The organism is Bradyrhizobium sp. BTAi1 (assembly GCF_000015165.1).
Taxonomy (GTDB): Bacteria; Pseudomonadota; Alphaproteobacteria; order Rhizobiales; family Xanthobacteraceae; genus Bradyrhizobium; species Bradyrhizobium denitrificans.
Window position 1 is genome coordinate 4462668 of record NC_009485.1, and the last position, 20275, is coordinate 4482942.

The 20275-nt window shown below is 64.9% G+C and carries 24 protein-coding genes; 17 read left to right on the plus strand and 7 right to left on the minus strand.

The genetic code is table 11. The annotated features are described in order from the left end of the window. Window positions 1-23 precede the first annotated feature (23 nt). The 6 genes from BBTA_RS19865 to BBTA_RS19890 all read left to right on the plus strand — a co-directional run bounded on the left by BBTA_RS19865 (window position 24) and on the right by BBTA_RS19890 (window position 3071). Window positions 24-803 carry a transglycosylase SLT domain-containing protein gene (locus BBTA_RS19865; RefSeq protein WP_012044299.1) on the plus strand — a complete coding sequence of 260 codons (780 nt, stop codon included), beginning with the start codon at window positions 24-26 and terminating at the stop codon, window positions 801-803. 144 nt (window positions 804-947) lie between these two features. Beyond that, window positions 948-1229, plus strand: coding sequence for a DUF2312 domain-containing protein (locus tag BBTA_RS19870; protein ID WP_012044300.1), 282 nt, complete (start codon window positions 948-950; stop codon window positions 1227-1229). A gap of 153 nt (window positions 1230-1382) precedes the next feature. Further along, window positions 1383-1727 carry a zinc ribbon domain-containing protein YjdM gene (locus BBTA_RS19875; protein WP_012044301.1) on the plus strand — a complete coding sequence of 115 codons (345 nt, stop codon included), beginning with the start codon at window positions 1383-1385 and terminating at the stop codon, window positions 1725-1727. A gap of 79 nt (window positions 1728-1806) precedes the next feature. Then, window positions 1807-1998 (plus strand): hypothetical protein, encoded by a 192-nt coding sequence (locus BBTA_RS19880; RefSeq protein ID WP_012044302.1) that lies wholly within the window; start codon window positions 1807-1809, stop codon window positions 1996-1998. Window positions 1999-2385: 387 nt separating this feature from the next. Next, complete coding sequence (locus tag BBTA_RS19885; RefSeq protein WP_012044303.1) at window positions 2386-2601, plus strand: hypothetical protein; 216 nt, start codon at window positions 2386-2388, stop codon at window positions 2599-2601. Window positions 2602-2840: 239 nt separating this feature from the next. Continuing rightward, window positions 2841-3071: an FmdB family zinc ribbon protein gene (locus BBTA_RS19890; RefSeq protein ID WP_012044304.1), complete on the plus strand. Its 231-nt coding sequence runs from the start codon at window positions 2841-2843 to the stop codon at window positions 3069-3071. A gap of 23 nt (window positions 3072-3094) precedes the next feature. On the opposite strand, the gene BBTA_RS19895 is transcribed toward BBTA_RS19890, so the two are convergent. The 6 genes from BBTA_RS19895 to BBTA_RS19920 form a co-directional block, all read right to left on the minus strand. Continuing rightward, window positions 3095-3526, minus strand: coding sequence for a Rieske (2Fe-2S) protein (locus BBTA_RS19895; RefSeq protein WP_041750782.1), 432 nt, complete (start codon window positions 3524-3526; stop codon window positions 3095-3097). A 95-nt stretch (window positions 3527-3621) separates the two neighbouring features. Further along, the gene (locus BBTA_RS19900; protein WP_041751535.1) at window positions 3622-4344 is read right to left on the minus strand and encodes a DUF3750 domain-containing protein; all 723 of its coding nucleotides are present in this window, start codon (window positions 4342-4344) and stop codon (window positions 3622-3624) included. 212 nt (window positions 4345-4556) lie between these two features. Continuing rightward, complete coding sequence (locus tag BBTA_RS19905; protein WP_012044307.1) at window positions 4557-5384, minus strand: DUF2066 domain-containing protein; 828 nt, start codon at window positions 5382-5384, stop codon at window positions 4557-4559. Window positions 5385-5410: 26 nt separating this feature from the next. Beyond that, window positions 5411-5707 carry a copper-binding protein gene (locus BBTA_RS19910; protein WP_012044308.1) on the minus strand — a complete coding sequence of 99 codons (297 nt, stop codon included), beginning with the start codon at window positions 5705-5707 and terminating at the stop codon, window positions 5411-5413. Window positions 5708-6610: 903 nt separating this feature from the next. Then, window positions 6611-7462 carry a 3-hydroxybutyryl-CoA dehydrogenase gene (locus tag BBTA_RS19915; RefSeq protein ID WP_041750783.1) on the minus strand — a complete coding sequence of 284 codons (852 nt, stop codon included), beginning with the start codon at window positions 7460-7462 and terminating at the stop codon, window positions 6611-6613. Window positions 7463-7579: 117 nt separating this feature from the next. Beyond that, window positions 7580-8665 carry a LysR family transcriptional regulator gene (locus BBTA_RS19920; RefSeq protein ID WP_244424049.1) on the minus strand — a complete coding sequence of 362 codons (1086 nt, stop codon included), beginning with the start codon at window positions 8663-8665 and terminating at the stop codon, window positions 7580-7582. A 29-nt stretch (window positions 8666-8694) separates the two neighbouring features. Here BBTA_RS19920 and BBTA_RS19925 point away from each other — a divergent pair, with 29 nt between their 5' ends. The 9 genes from BBTA_RS19925 (at window position 8695) to BBTA_RS41840 (ending at window position 14708) form a co-directional block, all read left to right on the plus strand. Next, complete coding sequence (locus BBTA_RS19925; protein ID WP_012044311.1) at window positions 8695-10080, plus strand: MFS transporter; 1386 nt, start codon at window positions 8695-8697, stop codon at window positions 10078-10080. Window positions 10081-10123: 43 nt separating this feature from the next. Then, window positions 10124-11224: an amidohydrolase family protein gene (locus tag BBTA_RS19930; RefSeq protein WP_012044312.1), complete on the plus strand. Its 1101-nt coding sequence runs from the start codon at window positions 10124-10126 to the stop codon at window positions 11222-11224. After that, window positions 11221-12318: an amidohydrolase family protein gene (locus BBTA_RS19935; protein WP_012044313.1), complete on the plus strand. Its 1098-nt coding sequence runs from the start codon at window positions 11221-11223 to the stop codon at window positions 12316-12318. The genes BBTA_RS19930 and BBTA_RS19935 overlap by 4 nt, the downstream gene beginning before the upstream one ends. Further along, window positions 12315-12728, plus strand: coding sequence for a Rieske (2Fe-2S) protein (locus BBTA_RS19940; RefSeq protein ID WP_012044314.1), 414 nt, complete (start codon window positions 12315-12317; stop codon window positions 12726-12728). Before BBTA_RS19935 ends, BBTA_RS19940 begins: the two co-directional genes overlap by 4 nt. Window positions 12729-12753: 25 nt before the next feature. After that, window positions 12754-12996 (plus strand): hypothetical protein, encoded by a 243-nt coding sequence (locus tag BBTA_RS19945; protein ID WP_012044315.1) that lies wholly within the window; start codon window positions 12754-12756, stop codon window positions 12994-12996. A gap of 56 nt (window positions 12997-13052) precedes the next feature. Beyond that, window positions 13053-13250 carry a hypothetical protein gene (locus BBTA_RS19950; RefSeq protein WP_012044316.1) on the plus strand — a complete coding sequence of 66 codons (198 nt, stop codon included), beginning with the start codon at window positions 13053-13055 and terminating at the stop codon, window positions 13248-13250. A gap of 123 nt (window positions 13251-13373) precedes the next feature. Then, the gene (locus tag BBTA_RS19955; protein ID WP_012044317.1) at window positions 13374-13580 is read left to right on the plus strand and encodes a hypothetical protein; all 207 of its coding nucleotides are present in this window, start codon (window positions 13374-13376) and stop codon (window positions 13578-13580) included. 120 nt (window positions 13581-13700) lie between these two features. Next, the gene (locus BBTA_RS19960; RefSeq protein WP_012044318.1) at window positions 13701-14495 is read left to right on the plus strand and encodes a DUF72 domain-containing protein; all 795 of its coding nucleotides are present in this window, start codon (window positions 13701-13703) and stop codon (window positions 14493-14495) included. A gap of 15 nt (window positions 14496-14510) precedes the next feature. Continuing rightward, window positions 14511-14708 carry a DUF4142 domain-containing protein gene (locus BBTA_RS41840; protein ID WP_049795390.1) on the plus strand — a complete coding sequence of 66 codons (198 nt, stop codon included), beginning with the start codon at window positions 14511-14513 and terminating at the stop codon, window positions 14706-14708. A 40-nt stretch (window positions 14709-14748) separates the two neighbouring features. Here BBTA_RS41840 and BBTA_RS19970 read toward each other — a convergent pair whose 3' ends face one another. Next, window positions 14749-16824, minus strand: coding sequence for a methyl-accepting chemotaxis protein (locus tag BBTA_RS19970; protein WP_012044319.1), 2076 nt, complete (start codon window positions 16822-16824; stop codon window positions 14749-14751). A 422-nt stretch (window positions 16825-17246) separates the two neighbouring features. Between BBTA_RS19970 and BBTA_RS19975 the strand changes: the two genes are divergently transcribed. Both BBTA_RS19975 and BBTA_RS19980 read left to right on the plus strand, forming a co-directional pair. Then, window positions 17247-17924, plus strand: a complete 678-nt coding sequence (locus tag BBTA_RS19975; protein WP_012044320.1) for a Crp/Fnr family transcriptional regulator — start codon at window positions 17247-17249, stop codon at window positions 17922-17924. A gap of 72 nt (window positions 17925-17996) precedes the next feature. After that, a complete protein-coding gene (locus tag BBTA_RS19980; RefSeq protein ID WP_012044321.1) occupies window positions 17997-20075 on the plus strand; it encodes a PAS domain S-box protein in 2079 nt (692 codons plus the stop codon). The last annotated feature ends 200 nt before the right edge of the window (window positions 20076-20275 follow it).

Here is a 20275-nt window from a genome sequence, read left to right on the forward strand (position 1 = left end):
GGCTGGCTCAAGGCTGGCGCGCCCTGCGCCGCGATACGGGGCGATATGCTCAGCGCGGCGCATGCTGGTTGCTGCGGACGGCGGGCGCGGCGCCGCGCTGGCTGAAGCTGACCGTCGGGGTCGCATTGGCGCTCGGCGTCCTCGCGCTCGCCAATCTCGCCTATCACGTCGTGCGCAAGCCGACCGAGCTGTTCGTCGTGACCGGCCACGCGCTCGACAAGGAGCCGGAGGAGACGTGGCGGCAATATGGCTCGCTGTTTCGCGAGAGCGCAACACGGGCGATCACCCCGGAGCTGCTCGCCGCGCTGGCACAGACCGAAAGCTCCGGCAACCCGGTGGCGAGGACCTATTGGCGCTGGCGGCTCGCCTGGAACCCGTTTGCGCTGTATCAGCCGGCCTCGAGCGCCGTGGGCCTGTTCCAGATGACCGATGGCGCCTTCGCCGACGCCGCCCGGTTCTGCATCCGGGATCACGAGGTCACGGCAGACGATTGCGGATCTCCGAGCCTGTGGATCCGCGCCTGGCCCGTGCATGCGGTGGCCCTCACGGTGATTTCGCTCGACCGCCAGGTCGCCGCGGTGCTCGCGCGGCAGCCCACCGCAAAGCCGACCGCGCAGCAGAAACAGGATCTCGCGGCCGTCATCCATCTCTGCGGCGCCGGCCCTGCCGCGGGCTTCGCCCGGCGCGGCTTCAAGCCCGAGGATGGCGAGCGCTGCGGCGACCATTCGGTCACGAGCTATCTCGCCAAGGTCAACGCGATGAAGAAGCTGTTTCAGAAGCTTGCAGCAGGTCAACGGAGCTGAATGGGCATGGCATCGGCGGAAGCGCTGCACGCCCGGTTCCGCGTTAAGCACGTCGCATGCGCGGCTGTGGTCAAGCCCCGCGCGTTAACACATTGGCAACGAACTGCCGCGCATTTTCAGGGTCCCATTCATGTAGGAGTCACCATGTCAGAGATCGGCATTCCCGGCGCGCGCATCCGGTCCTTCGTCGAGCGCATCGAGCACCTCGATGGCGAGTTGGCGGAGCTGAACGAGCAGAAGAAGGAAGTGTTCGCCGAGGCCAAGGGCGAGGGCTTCGACGTCAAGATCCTGAAGGAGATCATCAAGCTGCGAAAGCAGGACCAGGACGAGCGCGACGAGCACGAGACGCTGCTCGACACCTATCTGCGGGCCATGGAAGCGGCAGAGACCGAACCGGCCAAGGCCCCCGAACGCAAGGCGGCGTGACGGGCGCTGGCGCGACCAGCAGATTGTCGACAACGACAGCGCGCGACGCCTCGGCAACGCGCGCTGCGACTGCGGGCCAGGCGTGATTTTCCTTGCCCGGTTCCATCCGAGCCTCTAACGCTGCCCCCGCTTCTGCCAGCGCCCGAGGATGACATGACCGACGCGACGATCTGCCCGCAATGCCGCTCCGAACACGCCTACCAGGACGGCGCGCTGTGGGTCTGTCCGGAATGCGGTCACGAATGGAGCGGTGATGCGGTTGTCGCCGCGGAGGATGAGACGAGCATTCGTGACGCCAACGGCAACGTGCTCGCGGATGGCGACAGCGTCATCGTCATCAAGGACCTCAAGGTGAAAGGCTCGTCCTCGGTGGTGAAAGGCGGCACCAAGGTGCGCAACATCCGCCTGCAGGAGGCGAGCGACGGCCACAACATCGCGTGCAAGATCGACGGCATCGGCCAGATGAATCTGAAGTCGGAGTTCGTGCGCAAGGCGTGACATGCCGCCCCCTTCACATGCCGCGCTCCCGGAACATTCGGCACGTCGCCGCGTTCGGATCGACAACGGGAGGATGGCCATGCTGACGGACGACCAGATCGCGACACTCGCAGATATCGGCCAGGCAATCGCCTTCTCGCCTGATCGCCAGGACGAACTGGACGGCCTGATTCGCGAAGGCTACGTCGCCAAGGACGGCGACATCTACGAGCTGACCGCGAAAGGTCAGAAAGTCCTGACCGATCGCGGCGCCGGCCTCAACGAGGCCTGAGACGCGCGGCAGCGCCGGGTTTGAAGACTTGCGAGCCTTGGAATCAAGCCCTGGAATAGCGGTATCCCGGCCCTCGGCGGCATTCCGGCCCAACCGCCACTCGACTGCGCAAACGCTGCCCGTTCTTTGGCATCGGTAAAATTCGAGGATGCGCGCGCAGCCGGACACGCATGTGGCGATGACGCTCACATCGCGAACTCATCAGCAGCATACCGAACGGCATTGTGAAACCTGCGTGATGTCGCTCGGGATTCGTCACGCTTGTGTAGCGATCAAGTAACATCCGCAACGATCCGTCCCGTAGCAACCCGGCCCACCATCATAACTTGGCATGAACTCTGCTTTCGCGATCCTTACCGGGTCCCACTCTATGGAGGCAGAATCAACGTGCTCGTCACTCTCGTCGCAATGCTCTGCAACGGCCAGCTCTGCATGGAGAAGGTTGTCACGAATAGCGAGATGTCCGGCATCACGATGACGTCGTGCGCGGTCAGTGCACAGATCGGAATCGCCGACTGGATGTCCAAGGGTCCATATCACGAGTGGCGCCTGCAGAGTTACAAGTGCGTCGCCGGCAAGTACGTACCGAAGACCCACGCCTGATCGGCTGGCTGGCGGGCGGTCGACCGTGCCTGCGCGGCACGCGCCGCCGCGGTCGACCGCTCGGACCACCACCTGTCGAATGTTCGACGCAGGCGGCGTCATGTTTGGAACGCGCCTGGACAACGAACGAGCCGTTTGCGTGAAAATCGGCCCGGATCCCGTCCTGATCGATGCTTTCGGCACCTTTGCGGATGGCCCGCTTCCTGCAATGTCCGCCTGGCTAAACAGGGGATGGGCTCATGCCGTTCTATAGCTTCCACTGCGCCAATTGCGCTGCAGACGTCGAGTTGTTGATCGGAATATCCGAACGACCGGTGTGCCCGGGCTGCGGCGGCCGCAAGCTCACCCGGCTGCCGTCGCTGCCCGCCCCTCCGGCCCGCAGCCCCGGCCTGATCAGGGCCGCGCGCGCACAGGCGGCTCGCGAGGGACATCTCAGCAATTTCAGCCGCGCCGAACGGAAGAAGCGCTGACGGCCCGAGCCGGCGGTGTAACGTCAATCCGACGTGATCTGCACGTCCGGCACGTCGTCCTCTGGGTCGTCGATGTCGAGGCCGTCCTCCTCGTCGAGATCGATGCCGGACAGGCAGACATCGCCATCGTCGATCACCAGCTTGATCGCGGCCAGAGCCGAGCCCTGGCACGGCCCGATGAAGCATTTTCCGGTGTCGAGGTCGAAGCGCGCGCCGTGCTGGCCGCAGACCAGGAAATTGCCTTCCTCATCCATGAACTCGCCGGCGCGCTGATCGAGACGGGCGCCCTGGTGCGGGCAGGCATTCTCAAAGCCGTAGAAATGATTGCCTTTGCGGGTGACCAGGATCGGCCACGGCTTGGCGGTACCGTCCGGCTCCCGGCGCTGGAGAACGAAGCCCCGTGCGCCGCCATCGTCCACCTCATAGGTCGCACAGATTGCAAACAGCGTCTCCATCACCGGCCTCCTATGGCGGGTCCCCGACATCGTGGCGCCACGCTGTCGAAGCGCAGCAAGCGGCATGCCAGCCGGTCGCCGGAGCCCCTCCGTCCTCACCCCATGGGCAGGCCGAGCCTGCCGATGCCGGGGAATTTGAGCGCCGGCCGGCGCACATCCACGCCGAGAACGCCACCGAGGACGTTCAGCTCAAGTCCTTCGATCCACCCCACGGTGACGCCGAGATAGCCTCCCAAAGACACGAACAGACCGGTGCCAGAGGCGGTGCGCCCCCACCACCCGGCGTAGGGAAAGTCCTTGCCGATCGCGGTCGGCGGCAGCACCGCGTTCAGCTCCGGCACGGCGTTCAGCGCGGCCTGGACGAAGGTGTTCGAATTCGGCCCCGGCCAGGCGTTGTAGTCGCCATAGGCACGGAAGCGATAGGTCTCGATCACATTGCGGATCTTCGGGATCACGCGCTGGGCCTCGTCGCCATCGACGGCCAGAACCGTTTCCGGCTCAGCTCCGAACCAGCGCCCGTCGGGGGCGAAACCATCCACGCGGATCGGTTCACCCCACGCCGTATAGTCATAGCGCGTATAGCGCGGAGCGCCCGTCTCCTTGACCACGATCCAGGTATGGACCGCGAAGATGCCGCGCCACCGCACTGTGCGCGCAGCGAACACGCGCACCAGCGCATCGGCCTGTTCGGCCGGAGAGGGGAGCAATCCCGCACTCGACCGATCGGCGCTTTGCCAGTTTCCGCGGCGATCATCGCGCAGATAGTTCGCGGCCGAGAGGGACAAGGGGGCGATAATGAGCAGCAGGAAGACGAGCACGAGCTTTTTCACGACGGACGAGTTGCTGGAGATCCGGAGGATGACCCTCATGTAGTCGTCCTCGCGGCTTCTGCCACTGCCGCAGTGACCCATCAGCCTGATCCAGACATGCGGAACCGGCTTCCAAAGCGAGCGACCTGAAACTGTGAGAACGGTGATGGGCGCGGAGCTCTCGCAACGGCTAAAGCCGCAAAGTCACGCAGGGCCCCGTCTCACGGCGCTCCATTGCCGGAGAGAATCTGCGCCACCCCGCCGAATCCGCGGCGAAATGCATCGTCGAACGTCACGCCGCGGAGCTGCCAATGATGCCGCTGTCCGTCGGCGTCGAGCTGCCACTGGGCGATCCAGCCGAGTTCGCGGTCATCCCATGTCAGTTGCCCGAACAGCCTGACCTGAACGCCGGGCAACACGGCCCCAAACCTCGCCGGGGTCGGAGCGCCCTGATCGGCACGGCCAGAGCTGGCCGTCGCGAGCTCTGACGCCGTGGGCAGAGCGATGTCGAGGCCGCGTTTGGCCGCGGCCGCACGCAGCGTGTCACGCTGCAGATCGGAGCGCCGATCATCCGCGGCGACAAGAAAGCTGCTGCCGCCGTAATTCATTGCGACGATCGTGGCGACGACCGGACGCGCCGCAAGCCATGGCCTGGTCGCCAAGGTCCCCAGCAGAGCGTCGATCTTGGCGTGATCGAACGAGACCGTGAGATCGTAGGAACGATCGCGCGTGCCCTGCTCATCATGCTTCGGCTTGCCTGCCTTCTGGTCGTGATAGTCGAAGCCGGTGACGAAGTCGCCGGCCCGCGCCTTGAACGGCGTCAAGCGGGCGTCTCCGCCGAGCTGATAAGCGCCCGACACCTTGATCAGCACGTCTTCCAGACAGGCGGAAAACGCGACCTCACGGTTGTCCGGCCCCTGGCCGGTCACAATCGTCTGAGCGCGGTAGAGATCTTCGGTCCCCGCGCTGGCGCCATGGCAGAGACCGACGATCAGCCAGAGGCCAAGGCTCCAGGCGACATATCGCAGCACGCTATCCCGCGATCGCATCTCGTCCTCAGCTCAGCACGGATGCGCTATTTCTGGCGGTCGAGCTTGATGATCGTTTTGGTGTTGCCGTCCGATGTGGAGAATGTGACGCGATCGCCGGCGTGAACGTCCTCGACCATCGCATTGTCCTTGACCTTGAATTCCTCCGCTGTCGCCGCGGCAGCCGCGCCCACGGTTCCATTCTGAACGCGCTTGATGGCAATCGTTCCATTCAGACGATTGATGCCGGTCACCACGCCGGCAGCGCCCTGCTCCGCAGCAAGGACAGGCAGACTCCACGCGAGAACCGCGGCCGTGGCCAGGGTGATGGTTGCTGTCTTCATCGCTGTTCTCCTGCTGTGATATTCGCGGCAGACAAGACGCCACGAATCCCTTTGGTTCCGTCGATCACTTTGTACGTCTGCAGTGTAACCGCGGATGAACGCGGCTGTTTGACGCGCCGCAAACGTTCATCTTTGTGGCGTTCATTTGTGACGCTCGCTGCGCAAGCATTCTCCCCACCAACATCACCGCGATTCACGATCCGGCTGCCGGAGACTGCCAAGACCGGGATCGGCAATCGCCTTGCCGCGCCTATGTAGTTATCCGCGTATGATTTGTCATCGCCAGGCACCAAGTTCGATGGCATGCGGCGCGATGTGCTGATCAGCGCTGTAACGCCGGGTTCATCATTGCGTCATCATGCGCCTTGACAGCGTCTGCGAGCGGGAGGACGATCGTGTCGCTGCTCGTCTGCAGTGCGCTTTCTGTAGTGGCCGTGAGTGACAGATCAGCCATCGCGGATTGACGGCGAACCAACGTGGCGGGAGGTCCAATGACTCCACCTCAGTACCGACTCCGCTGAGTGCGACGGGATCGCTTCGGACCGTCGCATAGCGGCAAATTCACGAACGGCACGCCGGGGCTCGGCTTAGAGGGCTGCATCAGCGAGGCATGGCCCCTTGCCGACCCGGCGTTGGCCGTCGGCTCGACCAATGCCATTGGTGAATATCAACTGTAGCTTTTATCGGCCGCAATCGGTGCCCTTGCGAAGGCTGCAGTTGTGGTGCGGCGCAGGATGCCGGGTTCGCATGTCACCGCAAGATTGATCATCGCCGACGCATCGCATCCGGCAACTGCCAAATCAACCGATCTGCAATCAGAATGGTTTTGAGGACCAGCTTCCGCGGCATTTCGGCGCGACAGCGGGAGCGACCCGCTGCGCGCAATGCTGTGGCCAATCGCAACTACTTGCTGTAGTCGTAGAAGCCCTTGCCAGTCTTGCGGCCCAGCTGGCCTGCCGCCACCATTTCCTTCAGCAGTGGCGCCGGGCGATATTTCGGATCGTTGAAGCCGTTGTAGAACACTTCCATCACCGACAGCATCGTATCGAGCCCGATCAGGTCCGCCAGCGCAAGCGGGCCGATCGGATGATTGCAGCCGAGCTTCATGCCCTCGTCGATGTCGGCGGCGGTGGCGATCCCCTCAGAATAGGCAAAGATCGCCTCGTTGATCATGGGGCACAGAATGCGGTTGACGGCGAAGCCCGGACTGTTCTTCGCGGTGATCGCGACCTTGCCGATCCGTTTGGCGAAATCGGCAGCGGCCGCATGCGTGGCATCGGACGTCTGCAAGCCGCGGATCAGTTCGAGCAGCGCCATCATCGGCACCGGGTTGAAGAAGTGCATGCCGATGAAGCGGTCGGGCCGGTCCGTCGCGGTCGCCAGCTTGGTGATCGAGATCGACGACGTGTTGGTGGCGATCAGCGCCTCCGGCTTCAGGCCCGCGCAGAGATCCCTGAGGATCTTGAGCTTGAGCTCCTCGTTCTCCGTTGCAGCCTCGATGACGAGATCGCAGCTCGCCAGCTTCGCCTTGTCCGTGGTGCCGGTGATGAGCGACAGCGCCTTGTCCTTGTCGGCGGCGGTCATCTTGTCCTTCTTGACCAGACGATCGAGGCTCGAGCCGACTGTCGCGAGCCCGCGCGCCACCGCCTGCTCGGAAATGTCCACCATCACGATCGGTACGCCCGCGGCCGCGCAGACCTGCGCGATGCCGTTGCCCATGGTGCCTGCTCCGATGATGCCGACTGTCTCAATCATTGCTCATGCCTCTCTCAGGTCGTCCGGGCGACGCCGCCCGCGCTCGCCTGCTGCTTAACAGGCTATCGCATCAGCGGGTAGACCCTCGCCAGGCGCATCGCTGCGACCGCGAGCCAGTCAAACATGCGCCGGCTGACCTTCTCCCACCCGGCGGAAGGCATCGCGGATCTCCGACAGCAGGGTTTGCACGCGGGCCAGATTGGCCCGCGCTGTCGGCACCAGGGCCTTGACCCAGAGGTCCGGCAGCAACGCCTCCGGGAGCACCTCGATCAGCGCTCCGCTTCGCAGCCCTGGGGCCACCACCTTGCGCGAGACCACCGCAATGCCGCCACCGGCACTCAGGGCTTCCACCAGCAGCCCGTTATTGTTGGTCAACAGGCGCGGCCGTACCGCGACGGTGGTCAGACCGCTCTTGCCGTCGAAGGTCCAAACCGACCCCATCGGCGTAAACACCAGACAATCGTGATCGGCGAGATCACGGATGTGGCGCGGCTGGCCACGCCGCGCGAGATAGGACGGCGCGGCACACAGCACACGTGGAAAGGCCAGCAGCGGCTCTTCGATGACGCCATGAAACGACGACGGCATCATCGTCAGCACGATGTCGAATCCCTCCTCGACCGGATTGACGGTGCGGTCGACCAGCACCGCCTCCAGGACGACGCGCGGATATTTGATCTGAAAGCTCGATAACAGCCGCGGCAGGTCGATCGCCATTGGCGACCCCGGTGCCTTGATGCGGATGTGGCCCTCGATCTCATGCGGCGATCGTTTCACGCCGGCAGCCATCTCGTCATATTCACGGACGATCTGCTGCATGGTCTCGAGATAGCGTTCACCGATCTCGGTGAGCTGCAGGCGCCGCGTGCTTCGTCGCAACAGCTTGCATTTCATCGACCATTCGAGGTGGCTCACCCGCTTCGTCACGACGGACGGCGCCAGCCCCAGCTGGCGGGCCGCTTCGGAGAAGCTTCCGTTCCGGGCCGTCGCCACAAAGGCCTTCATATTCAAAAGGCTATCGCTCATTTCATCCAATCCGGAAAAAATGTTCTGCCAAAATAGCCTATTCTCCCTCCTTTTCGAAGCAAATAGCTTGCAGCTGCAAACTGCTCCGGCTGTGGACGCGCCTCCAAGGTTGTGTCCGGGTCGGTCGCTCCGCCCAGAACGATTGGCCGCCGTCGGGCGGTTTGCACAAGCCGTCACCAAACGAACGGCAGAAGGGGAAGGAGACCATGAGCTCAACAGCGGTCATTGACGTCAGCGACGTCATCGAGCACCAGCGCCGCAACGCCCTGGTGCTCAAAGTCGTGACCCTATCCACCATCATGATGTGTCTCGACGGTTATGACCTGCACGCGATGGCGTTCGCGGCCCCGTCCCTCATCCGCAGCTGGGGCATCGACAAGGCCACGCTCGGCATCGTGTTCAGCGCCGGCGTGTTCGGCATTCTCGTCGGCGGGTTGATCTTCGGCTATCTCGGCGACCGCATCGGACGGCGTCTTTCGATCGTCGCGGCTACCGTGACTTTTGGCGGCTTCAGCCTGCTGACAGCGTGGGCCGGTGATCTGAACATGCTTATCGCGCTCCGCTTCCTCGCCGGCATCGGGATCGGCGGCCTTGCGCCGCTGTGCTTCTCGCTCAATCTCGAATATGTGCCGAGCCGTTATCGCGGCACCGTCGTCGCCATCATCATGCTCGGTTATGTCGCGGGCGGCAGTGCCGGCGGACTCATCGCCGCCTGGCTGGTGCCGCATCTCGGCTGGCCGATCGTGTTCTGGATCGGCGGCGTGCTGCCGCTGCTCGCCGCGATCGTCAGCTTCTTCAGCCTGCCGGAATCTATCAAGTTTCTCGTCGCGCAGGGCCGGCAACCCGACGAGGTCGCGCGCATCGTCAACCGCATCGCGCCCGGTCTCAACGCGCAACCGACCAGCCGCTTCGTGATCCGGGAGGACGAGCCCACCCCGGCCGGCAGCGGGCCGTTCGCGCGCCTGACCGCCTTGTTCGACGGCAGGCTCGCGGTCATCACGCCGCTGCTGTGGGTGGCCTATATCGCCAGCTCGATGACGATGTTCTTCCTCAACAGCTGGACGCCGATCCTGGCGGAAGCGTCAGGCTATTCGCCGGCGCAGGCTGCGTTCGGCCTGTCGATGTTCAGCCTCGGCGGCTCGGTCGGAGCCCTGCTCGCCGGCTGGGCGCTCGACCGCTTCGGCGTGCTTGCGATCGCCGCCGTCCCGATGATCGCCTGCCCGCTGGTTGCTTCGCTGGGGTTTGCCGGCTTCAGCGACGCGGGTTTCCTGACCGCGATGATGTGCGTCGGCTTCTTCGTGGTCGGCGGCCACCAGGGTCTGAACAGTGCCGTGGGGCAGTTCTATCCGAGCGCCAACCGCGCGACTGCGGTCGGCTGGGCGCTCTCGGTGGCCAAGATCGGCTCGATCGGCGGACCGTTGATCGCCGGGCTGCTGATCGCCCGGCATCTGCCGGCGTCGAGCCTGTTCGTGCTCGCGGCGCTCCCGCCCCTGGTCATGGCGTGCTGCGTCGTCTCGCTGGGGCTGTCGCAACGTCGCCGCAGCCTCGCAGCTCCTGAACCGGACAAGGTCGATCAGGCCGCGCCGGCCTGATCGCTGCTGCGCCGACACGTTCTCGTCAGATACGGAGCCGACCATGAGAATGCCCTATGGGGGTGCGATCGATTGCGACCTCCACGTTGCCGCACCGACCATCGCCGAGCTGCTGCCCTTCCTCGACGACTATTGGCGCGACCAGCTCGTCAACCGCGCCATCGACCGCATGCCGTTTGCGATGATGAGCTATCCGCCCAATGCGCCGATCAGCATGCGCGCCGATTGGCGCAGCACGCCGGCCGCCACGCCGCTCGACACTCTGCGCGCACAAGCGCTCGATCCGTTCGGCGTCCAATGCGCCATCGTCAATGTCATCCATGGCTGCGTCGCGCTGCATCATGACGACATGGCCGCCGCGCTGTGCCGCGCGGTCAATGACTGGCTGCGCGTGCAATGGCTCGACCGCGAGCCGCGGCTGCGCGGCTCGATCCTGATCCATCCCCAGGACATCGCCCAGGCGGTGGCCGAGGTCGAGCGTCTCGCATCCGACAGCCGCTTCGTTCAGATACTGATGCTGGCGATGGGCGAGCGGCCGCTCGGCCGGCGCGAATTCTTCCCGCTCTATGCCGCCGCGGAACGCCATGGGCTGGTCGTCGCCGTCCATGCCGGCAGCACCTATCGCTATGCGCCGACCATCGTCGGCTGGCCCTGCTATCAGTTCGAGGACTATGTCGCCCAGGCGCAGGCCTTCGAGAACCAGACTGTCAGCCTGATCGCCGAGGGCGTTTTCCAACAATTTCCCAAGCTGAAATTCGTCTTCCTCGAATCCGGCGTCAGCTGGCTGCCAGTGACGATGTGGCGCACCGACAAGACCTGGCGCGGGGCTCGCCCCGAAACGCCCTGGGTCGACCGCTGGCCATCCGAGATCATCCGCGAGCACATCAGGCTCACGACCCAGCCGTTCGACGCCCCCGACGCCACCGCCGTCGCGCAGACCATCGCGCGCATCGGCTCCGACGACATGCTGCTGTTCGCGACCGACTACCCGCATTGGCAGTTCGAGGGCGACGACGTGCTGCCCGACGGCGTGCCGTCCGCCACCCTGCGCAAGCTGCTGATCGACAATGCGCAGGCGACCTATCCGCGCCTTGCCCAGCAGGCGCTTGGCGCGGCCGCCACGATCGAGGAGACGATCCGATGAACGCACCGTTCCGAGAGCAGCAGGCGCGACAGACCCTCGCGGTGGTCGACTGCGACATTCATCCCGCCCATCGCACGCCCGGCGAGCTGCTGCCCTATCTCGAGCCGCGCTGGCGCGAGCACTATCAGACTTACGGGGTGCATGTGCGGCAGGCGCTGTCGAGCACGCTGATGTATCCGCGCATGATGGCAGCCGGCATGCGCTCCGACGCGCTGCCGGCCAGCGGCCCGGCGGGATCGGATCTGGACATGCTGCGCAGGCAGCATCTCGATCCCGTCAATGTCGAGTTCGGGCTGTTGATGGCGCTCAGCAAGGGCGGCATGGAGGAACGCAATCCCGAATTTGCCGCAGCCATGTCGCGGGCCACGAACGACTGGCAGATTGACCGTTGGGTGCGGCAGGAGCCGCGGCTGCGTGCTGGCATCGTCGTGCCGCAGGAGTTCCCCGAGGCTGCGGTGGCCGAGATCGAGCGCTGCGCCGCCGATCGCCGCTACGTGCAGATCATGCTGTCGTCGCGACCGTCCGATCCGCTGGGCCATCCCCGCTATTGGCCGATCTACGCCGCGGCGGAACGCGCCGGATTGCCGATCGGCCTGCATCCGGTCGGCTACAATGGCGGACATCCTTCGACCGGCTCGGGATGGCCGACCTATTACCTGCAGGAGCATTACGTGTTCGTCGCCTGCATGGAGTCGCTTGCCGCGAGCTTCATCCTCGGCGGCGTGTTCGAGCGTTTCCCCGGCCTGAAGGTCGTTCTGGTCGAAGGCGGCTTCGCCTGGGCCCCGGCGCTGGCCTGGCGCATGGACAAGCACTTCGACAAGTTCCGCAAGGAAGTGCCGCATCTGAAGCAGCGGCCCTCCGACTATCTGCGCCGTCACATCTGGTGGACCACGCAGCCAATCGAGGAGCCGGAGCAGGCGCGCCATCTCACGGAGATCATCGACTGGATCGGCTGGGACCGCCTGCTCTACTCGTCGGACTATCCGCATTGGGACTACGACAATCCGAGCTTCTCCTTCAAATTCCCGATGACCGAAGCCCAGCGCCGCCAGATCTTCAGGGACAATGCAATGGCATTGTATCGCCTGTCATGAGCCGCCACGTCGTCTGTTCCGCCGACGAATTGCCGCCGGGCGCACGCCGGACCGCCTTCATCGACGGCCGCGAGATCGCACTGTTCAACGTCGACGGAAGGCTGCATGCGCTGCTGAACCGCTGTCCGCATGGCGGCGCGCGGATCTGCACCGGCGTCATCACCGGCATCGCGCAATCCTCTGGTCCCGGCGACTATCGCCTCGAACGCAACGGGGAATTCCTGCGCTGCCCCTGGCACGGCTGGGAGTTCGAGCTCGCCACCGGCCAGTCCTGGTGCGACCCACGCACCACGCGGCTGCGCAACTACGACGTCAAGCGCGAGACCGGCGGGAACCTCGTGAAAGGCCCTTACGTCGCCGAGCGCTACCCCGTCGCGATCGAGAACGACTACATCATCATCGAGCTCTGACGGCGGCGCTGACCGCTGGAACGGAATGCAACTCGCTCTCGTTGATGGTCCGCTCGGTGGCGCGACGCTGCCGGGTTCGACCGCAGCGGAGGCGAACGACATGAACGGCGGAGCGGCAAGCTTTTGGGGCTGGGGCCTCGGCATCGTCATCCTCGGTCTCATTCTCGCTTACGCCGCGACGCGCGCCGGACGGTTGCGGCCGGTCGGCGTTGCCGTCGACAAGACCGGCGCGCTGCTCATCGCCGACGACGTCGGCAACACCGTCTGACGCGTTACCGCGTCGGCAGTTGATCTGTTGGAGTTCCGACAGCGATGGAGGAGACAATGGGACTAGCTCAATACGCCGTGGTCGCGGTCGGCGATCATTGGAGCGTGCTGCACGACGGCAACACGCATGGCGACTTCGCCACCCGGGAAGCGGCATTCGAGTCGGCGGCCGCAGCGGCCACCCTGGCGCTCAAACAAGGACATGAGGTGCATCTCAGCGTCCCAGGCAACGATCCGGAACGGTCGAACAACTAACCATCGCAGGCCGCAAGACGGTTCCCTCGCCTTCCGCTCATCGTGAATTGCACGCTAACGTGTGTTAGCGACACCGGCCGGACAGAGTCACAGACTCCTGTTCAGTGAAACAGGAGTTCGCCCATGCCCCTCAAGAGAAACCGGCGCAAACAAACAATTCCATTTGCCGAGCGCCTGCAGCAGGCCGCCACCGCGGCGCGTGATGCTGCGAAATTGCTTCCGGCCGGACAGGAGCGGGATTCGCTCTTGAAGAAGGCGCTGCAGGCCGAAACGGCGGCGCACATCAATGAGCTGTTGAGCGCTCCGCGCCTGCAGCCTGCAGATCGCTAGAATTTACCTGGACGTCCCGCCGCCTGGCCGCACCGCTGGCCACGTATTCTGTCCCCCGATCCAGGAACTCAGTCCCGCCCGCAGGCTTATGAGTGGGAGAATTTGCCCGGCGAGGTGAGGATGGCGCGGATCGTGGTCGGCACATCTGGATGGCACTACGCATCCTGGCGCGGCGCCTTCTTTCCGTCCGGTCTGCTGATCCGCCATGAGCTGCCCTATTACGCCAGCCAATTCGAGACCACCGAGTTGAACGGTGTGTTCTATCGAACACCGACGGAAGCTGCTGTCCGCAGCTGGCACGATCAGACAGGTCCGGACTTCGTCTTCGCCTGGAAGGCGTCCAAGTTCATCACCCATTGGAAGCGTCTGTCGGCGCGCTCGGTCAACAGCCTGGAGCTGATGGAAAGCCGGCTGGCGTTGCTCGGTGATAAGGCCGGCCCCGTGCTGTTTCAGCTGCCGCCGCAATTCCAGCTGGATGTCGACAGGCTCGCCGGATTCCTGGCGCTGCTGCCCCGGCATCGCCGCTACAGCTTCGAGTTCCGTCACCCGAGCTGGTATACGTCAACGATCCTGCGCCTGCTGAGAGATGCCAATATTTCGCTGTGTCTGTCAGACCATCACGACGCGCCGGCGCCGTGGCGACGGACCGCTGATTTTGTCTACGTGCGGGGCCATGGACCGGGCGGCCAGTACCGCGACAACTATCCTGCTGCCACGCTCGAAGACTGGGCCCGGCGCCTCCGTGGATGGTCCGCACACGGGATCGACGTCTACGTCTACTTCGACAACGATCAGAAAAGCGCGGCGCCCGCCGATGCGTTGCGCCTGCGCGCGTTGCTCGAACGTCGCCGCAGCCGTTCACCGCGGCTGGGGCGGCGGTCCTCCGCGGAATCTCGTGCCCAGCCTTCGGTTTAGTTCCCGATCAGCGACATGTTCGAGCTCCAGTCCAACCGGCTGGGTGAGGAAAAAGGCAACGCGCAGGAAAAGAGCTTCGCCGCCCAGACGATGAAAGACCACACCAAGACCTCGAGCGAGCTCAAACTCATGGTGGAGCCGGCAAGATCAAGATGTAGCGACCCACGGCGCTCGACGGCGAGACATGACGCAGAACCCCGCCAAGGGAAGTGAGACACGGATGAGGAGCGCGCCCTGACGCGCCGGGCGCGTCTCAGGCTGCACGAACCGACCCGAGGAATCGGGTCACCTCGCGCTTCAAACGGCTGCTTTCACCGGCGAGCGATTGGGCGGCGTTCAGGACCTGCGCCGACGCCTGACCGGTCGCACTTGCGCCGCGCTGCACATCGGTGATGTTGGCGGACACCTGCTGGGTGCCATGCGCGGCCTGCTGAATGCTGCGCGAGATTTCCTGGGTGGCGGCGCCCTGCTCTTCCACGGCCGAAGCAATCGTCGAGGCGATCTCGGACATCTTCTCGATGGTCTGTCCGATGTCCTTGATCGCGGTCACGGACTCCTGCGTCGCCGCCTGAATGCCGTTGATCTGCTGGCTGATCTCGTCGGTGGCCTTTGCGGTCTGCTCGGCCAGCGCCTTGACCTCGGACGCCACCACGGCGAAGCCGCGACCGGCTTCGCCGGCGCGCGCCGCTTCGATCGTGGCGTTCAGCGCCAGGAGATTGGTCTGGCCCGCAATCGAATTGATCAGCTCCACGACATCGCCGATGCGGCTGGCGGCCTTGGCGAGTTCGCCGACCCGGTCGTTGGTGCGCTGCGCCTGCTGCACCGCCTCGTTAGCGACACGTGCGGAATCCTGCACCTGCCGGCTGATCTCGGTGACGGAGGACGACATCTCCTCCGTGGCTGATGCCACCGACCCGACGTTGGTGGATGCTTCTTCCGACGCAGCGGCGACGGTGGTGGCGAGCCGCTCCGACTGTTCGGCTGTCGCGGTCAGCGTACCGGCCGAACTCTCGAGCGCCGTCGACGCCGACGACACGACCTCCACGATCTCGCTGATGATCGCTTCGAATTCGCGCGTGATGACGTCGACCCGCTGGCCGCGCTGGATCTTGGCTTCCGCCTCGGCGGCGGCTGCCCGATCGGCGGCCTTCTTGGCCAGCAGCGCATCCTTGAAGACCTGGAGCGAACCGGCCAGCGTGCCGATCTCGTCCTGGCGATCATTGGCGGGAATGATGACGTCATCGCGGCCGGCGGCGAGATCGCCGACGACGCCGGTCAATGCCGCCAGCGGCGCGATCACGCGACGGCGCAGCATGAAGGTCACGACGGCGAGCATGCCGAGCAGCGCCAGCACGGCAGCGCTTGCCAACACCAGCTTCAGCTGCGCGTCGTCGCGCTCGGCTTCGGCGCGGTCGCGTGCCTCGGCCAGCGCCTTGTCGCGAACGGCCAGAAATTTGAGGATTGCCGGAACCACCAGATTGCCCAGTTCGTCGGGCGTCAAAGAATAATTGCCGTTGCTGCGCGAGGCTGCGACCTCCTTCTCGATCAGCGGTGCGGACTTGCCGAAATAGGCCTCGACCGCCTCGCTCATGATCTGCACGACCGCGGGGGGATTGCCGACCTGATCGATGCTGGACTCGATGCGTTCGCGGTTCGCTTCGACGCGGCCCTGCGCGCGGTCCATGGCCGAGATTTCGGCGGCAGTCAGCGGTCGCTTCGCTCCGAGCACCGGCGATAGCATCGCGGCGCGCCCGCCAGCGGTGAGCCGCAGATCCTGGGCCGTGCGCGCCATGCTCAGCAGCGGCGTCAGCGAAGGATCCGCCGCCGCCACCCGGCTTTCCAGCCGGTTCAAGAGCGGCTCCATCATCTTCAGGCTGTCGGAGATGCCCGGCAGCGCGCCGCGGGTCGCGTTCTGATCGCGCGAGCTCAACGGCACCTGAACGGCGCGATCGACGATGCTGCGGACGTCGTTGAGCCTGGCCATACCCTTTGCCAATCCATCGATGATCGGCTGGCTATCGGAGATCGCCTCGATCGCGTTGCGGGCTTTCGCAAAGGCCGCATCGGCCTGCTGCCCGGATCTGGCGATCGCTTCGAGTTGCGCCGGATTGGCAACGGACTCCTGGAACAGCGTGGTGGCATAGGGCGTGCGGAACCCGGCAATCGCCTGCCCGGTCAGCAGCACGGCCCCGAAGGCGTCCACCGACCGGATCGCCTCGGTCTTGCTCGCATAAGCGCGATACTCAGACACGACGATCTCGCCCCCGAGCACGCAGGCGAGGCCCGCGACCGAGAGCATCGAGACAGTGAACAGCTGACCGACCCGCATGATGCACCCTGATTTGATTGATCGGTTCAACCTAGGCAGCGCGCTCCTAAGGCTGGCTTAATCGACCCGGCCCTGCCGTTAGGCACCGCATCACACGCAGCACGGACACCCGTAGGATTACGGTCGTCCGGCTTGCGCCATTGGTGATCCGATCGTGCGATCAGACCGCCTTCGCCCTCAGTGCCGCCGCAGCGCGGCAGATGCCTGGGGCGATGGAACCGATTGTCATGGAGTTTGCAGAAGTGTCTGAATTGGAACCGGCGCAGCCATGGCGCTCCAGTGACTAATGAGGTACCATACTAACATAAGTTATTGAATGCGCACCGCCTGGAACCCCTATTGGCGACACGGGGGAACCGATATTGAGCCACTTGGTTCGCAAACTTGAGAATTTCGTCCGCCTCTCTGCAGCGGACCGCCTGATGCTCAATCGCGCGGCCGCGCAGCGTGTCAGGACGTTTGCGCCGCGCACGGACATTGCGCGAGAAGGCGAGAAACCGAAGGACGTCCACCTGATCCTGAACGGCTGGGCCTGCCGCTACAAGCAGCTCGAGGACGGTCGCCGCCAGATCGTTTCGTTCTTCCTGCCGGGCGACATCTGCGACCTCAACATCTTCATTCTGCGCGAGATGGACCATTCGATCGGCACCATCACCCCGGTCTCGATCGCCGACCTGTCGCGCGAGTTCTTCGACGAGATCAGCACGGGGTATCCGCGCGTCGCGACCGCCTTCTGGTGGGAGACCCTTGTCAACGCGGCGATCCAACGCGAATGGACCATGAACCTCGGACAGCGGACCGCGTCGGAGCGCATGGCGCATCTGCTGTGTGAACTGTTCTTCCGGCTGCGGCTCGCTGGCCTCGCCGAGGACAACAGCTGCAGCTTCCCTCTGACCCAGGCCGATCTCGCCGAAGCCACCGGGCTCTCGAAGGTCCATGTCAATCGAACGCTCCAGGAGCTGCGTGCCAACAATCTGATCGTGCTCAAGGGCAAGATGCTGGTATTGCCGGATCTCGAGCGCCTGATGAGCGCCGGCCTGTTCAATGCCAATTACTTGCATTTGGACCGCGAAGGACGTCAGCTCGACGCCAATGAGTGAGGCGCCGTCTGTGGTCGCGCGCGCGGATTGCGCTATGCTGGCCAACTCGGGCGCACGGCCGGGGAAGCGGCAATGGTTGAGCAGCGTGACGGTGACTTGGCGTTTGAACAGGAGGTGGTCCAGCGCCTTGGCCTGATGCCCAATTTATTCCGTCCCCGGCCATCGGCGCCGGAGACCGCCCGCACGCTGTGGCAATTCGCGAAGAGCGCCTATCTCGATGCGCCATTGCCTGCGCTGTTCAAGGAACGTCTCGCCGTCCACCTGTCGCGCCTCGGCTGCGCCCGCTATTGCGTGGCCCGCCATTTCGGCTTTCTGGTCGGGCTGGGTCATCCCGGCGGCGATCCCACGGTCCGGCCGGAGACGGTCGACCGCGCCCGCCAGTTGCTCATGCGTCCCATTGTAGATTCGGGTCGCGTCGCAGCCGCGCTGGAGCGGATGGGGACGGTGCGCGAGCTGCCGGAGCTTCCGGCCCCCTTCAGCGCGGCAGAGGCTGATCTCTTCGATGCCGCCGGGGCGCTGTTGCTGCAGACCGAACTGGCCGGGCGGGCGCGGCTCGCGCTCGGACAGGCGCTGGGCGATCGCAGGCTGGAACTGCTTGCCGCCTTTCTCACCTATCTGCGCATGGCACATTTCTGGGCCGACGCCCACCCCGACATCGCGCTGGACCCGGACGTGCTGAGCTTGATGCAATCCGATCCCGATCTGGCCACGCAGCTGAGCTGCGCCGACGCAAGACAGGGTCGTGATCCGGACCTGGCTGAGCAGCACGGGCCGGCGGAGCACATCGTCTCCAGCGCGCACCGGCTGCAGCGGCTGCAGGAGATCGACTCGGTCGGCGTGCTGTTCTTCGATCATGCCGAGGGCAGGCTGATCGACGCCAATGACGCCTTTCTCGCCATGACCGGCTATTCGCGCGAGGAGGTGCGCGGCGGACGGCTGACCTGGCAGAGCATGACGCCACCGGAATGGCAGGACAGCTCCGCGACCCAGATCGATCTTCTGCAGCGGACCGGCCGGATCGGTCCCTACGAGAAGGAATATTTCCGCAAGAACGGCGAACGCACCTGGATGATGTTCGCGGGCCGCGACCTCGGCGACGGTACCCTGGTCGAGTTGGCGATGAATATCGACGATCGCAAGCGCACCGAGGCCGCGCTGCGCGAGAGCGAGGCGCGCTTCCGCCAGTTCGGCGCGGCGTCGTCCGATGTGGTGTGGATCCGCGATGCCGCGACCATGCGCTGGGAATATCTCAGTCCCGCGTTCGAGACGATGTATGGCCTGCCGCGCGAAGCCGTGCTGCAAGGCGACCATCTCGCGGCGTGGACCGAGCTGATGCTGCCGGAGGACCGACCGCGCGTCCTCGAGGGGCTCGCCCGCGCCCGCCAGGGCGAGCGCGACAGCTTCGATTTTCGCATCATCAGGCGCAGCGATGGCAGCCTGCGCTGGCTCCGCATCCGCAGCTTTCCGATGATCGACGAGACCGGGCGGGTGCAGCGAATCGGCGGCATTAGCCAGGACATCACCGCGCTCGTGTCAGCGACCGAGCACCAGAAATTGCTGCTGGCCGAGCTGCAGCATCGGGTTCGCAACACGCTGGCGGTGATCCGCTCGATCATCCGGCGCACCGGCGACAGCAGCGACAGCATCGAGGATTTTGCCAGCCATCTCGAGGGCCGCATCACGGCGCTCTCGCGCGTTCAGAGCGCCATCACCCGCGATCCGTTTGCAGGTTTCGACCTCGCTCAACTGATCGCCGACGAGCTGCGCGCCGGCGCAGCGCGTGAAGACGAGCAGTTTTCGCTGGCCGGCCCGCCCTTGCGAATCAGGGCCAAGGCTGCCGAAAGCATCGGCCTTGCCGTGCATGAGCTCGTGACCAACGCGCTGAAATTCGGCGCCCTGACCAGGCCGCGCGGCTTCATCAGCATCGGATGGCGGCTCGACGGCAGCGAGGACAGCGGCTGGATCGTGCTGGACTGGAGCGAGACCGGCATGTCGGGTCACCCGATCGCCGCGCATCGCCAGGGCTTTGGAACGGTCCTGCTCGAACAGATGCTGCCCTATGACGTCGGGGCTCGCGTGACCAGGCGATTCGAGCCGAGCGGCCTGCGTTGCGAGATCCGGCTGCCGGCGCGGGACATCCTCAAGCGTTGACGTCCGATGCAGATAGCGGGGCAGGAATGGCCGGCCAGAACGATCTTCAACGGCCGGAAATACCATCCGGATAGCCTTGGGCGCTCATTGGGAGTAAGCTGCAGGGGCGGCCGCAGGGATAGTCCCGCGGGTCCCGCAAGCGTCATGCCTTCGCCTTGGTTTGGGCGGATAGATTGGGAACGTGCGATAAGATATCGGAA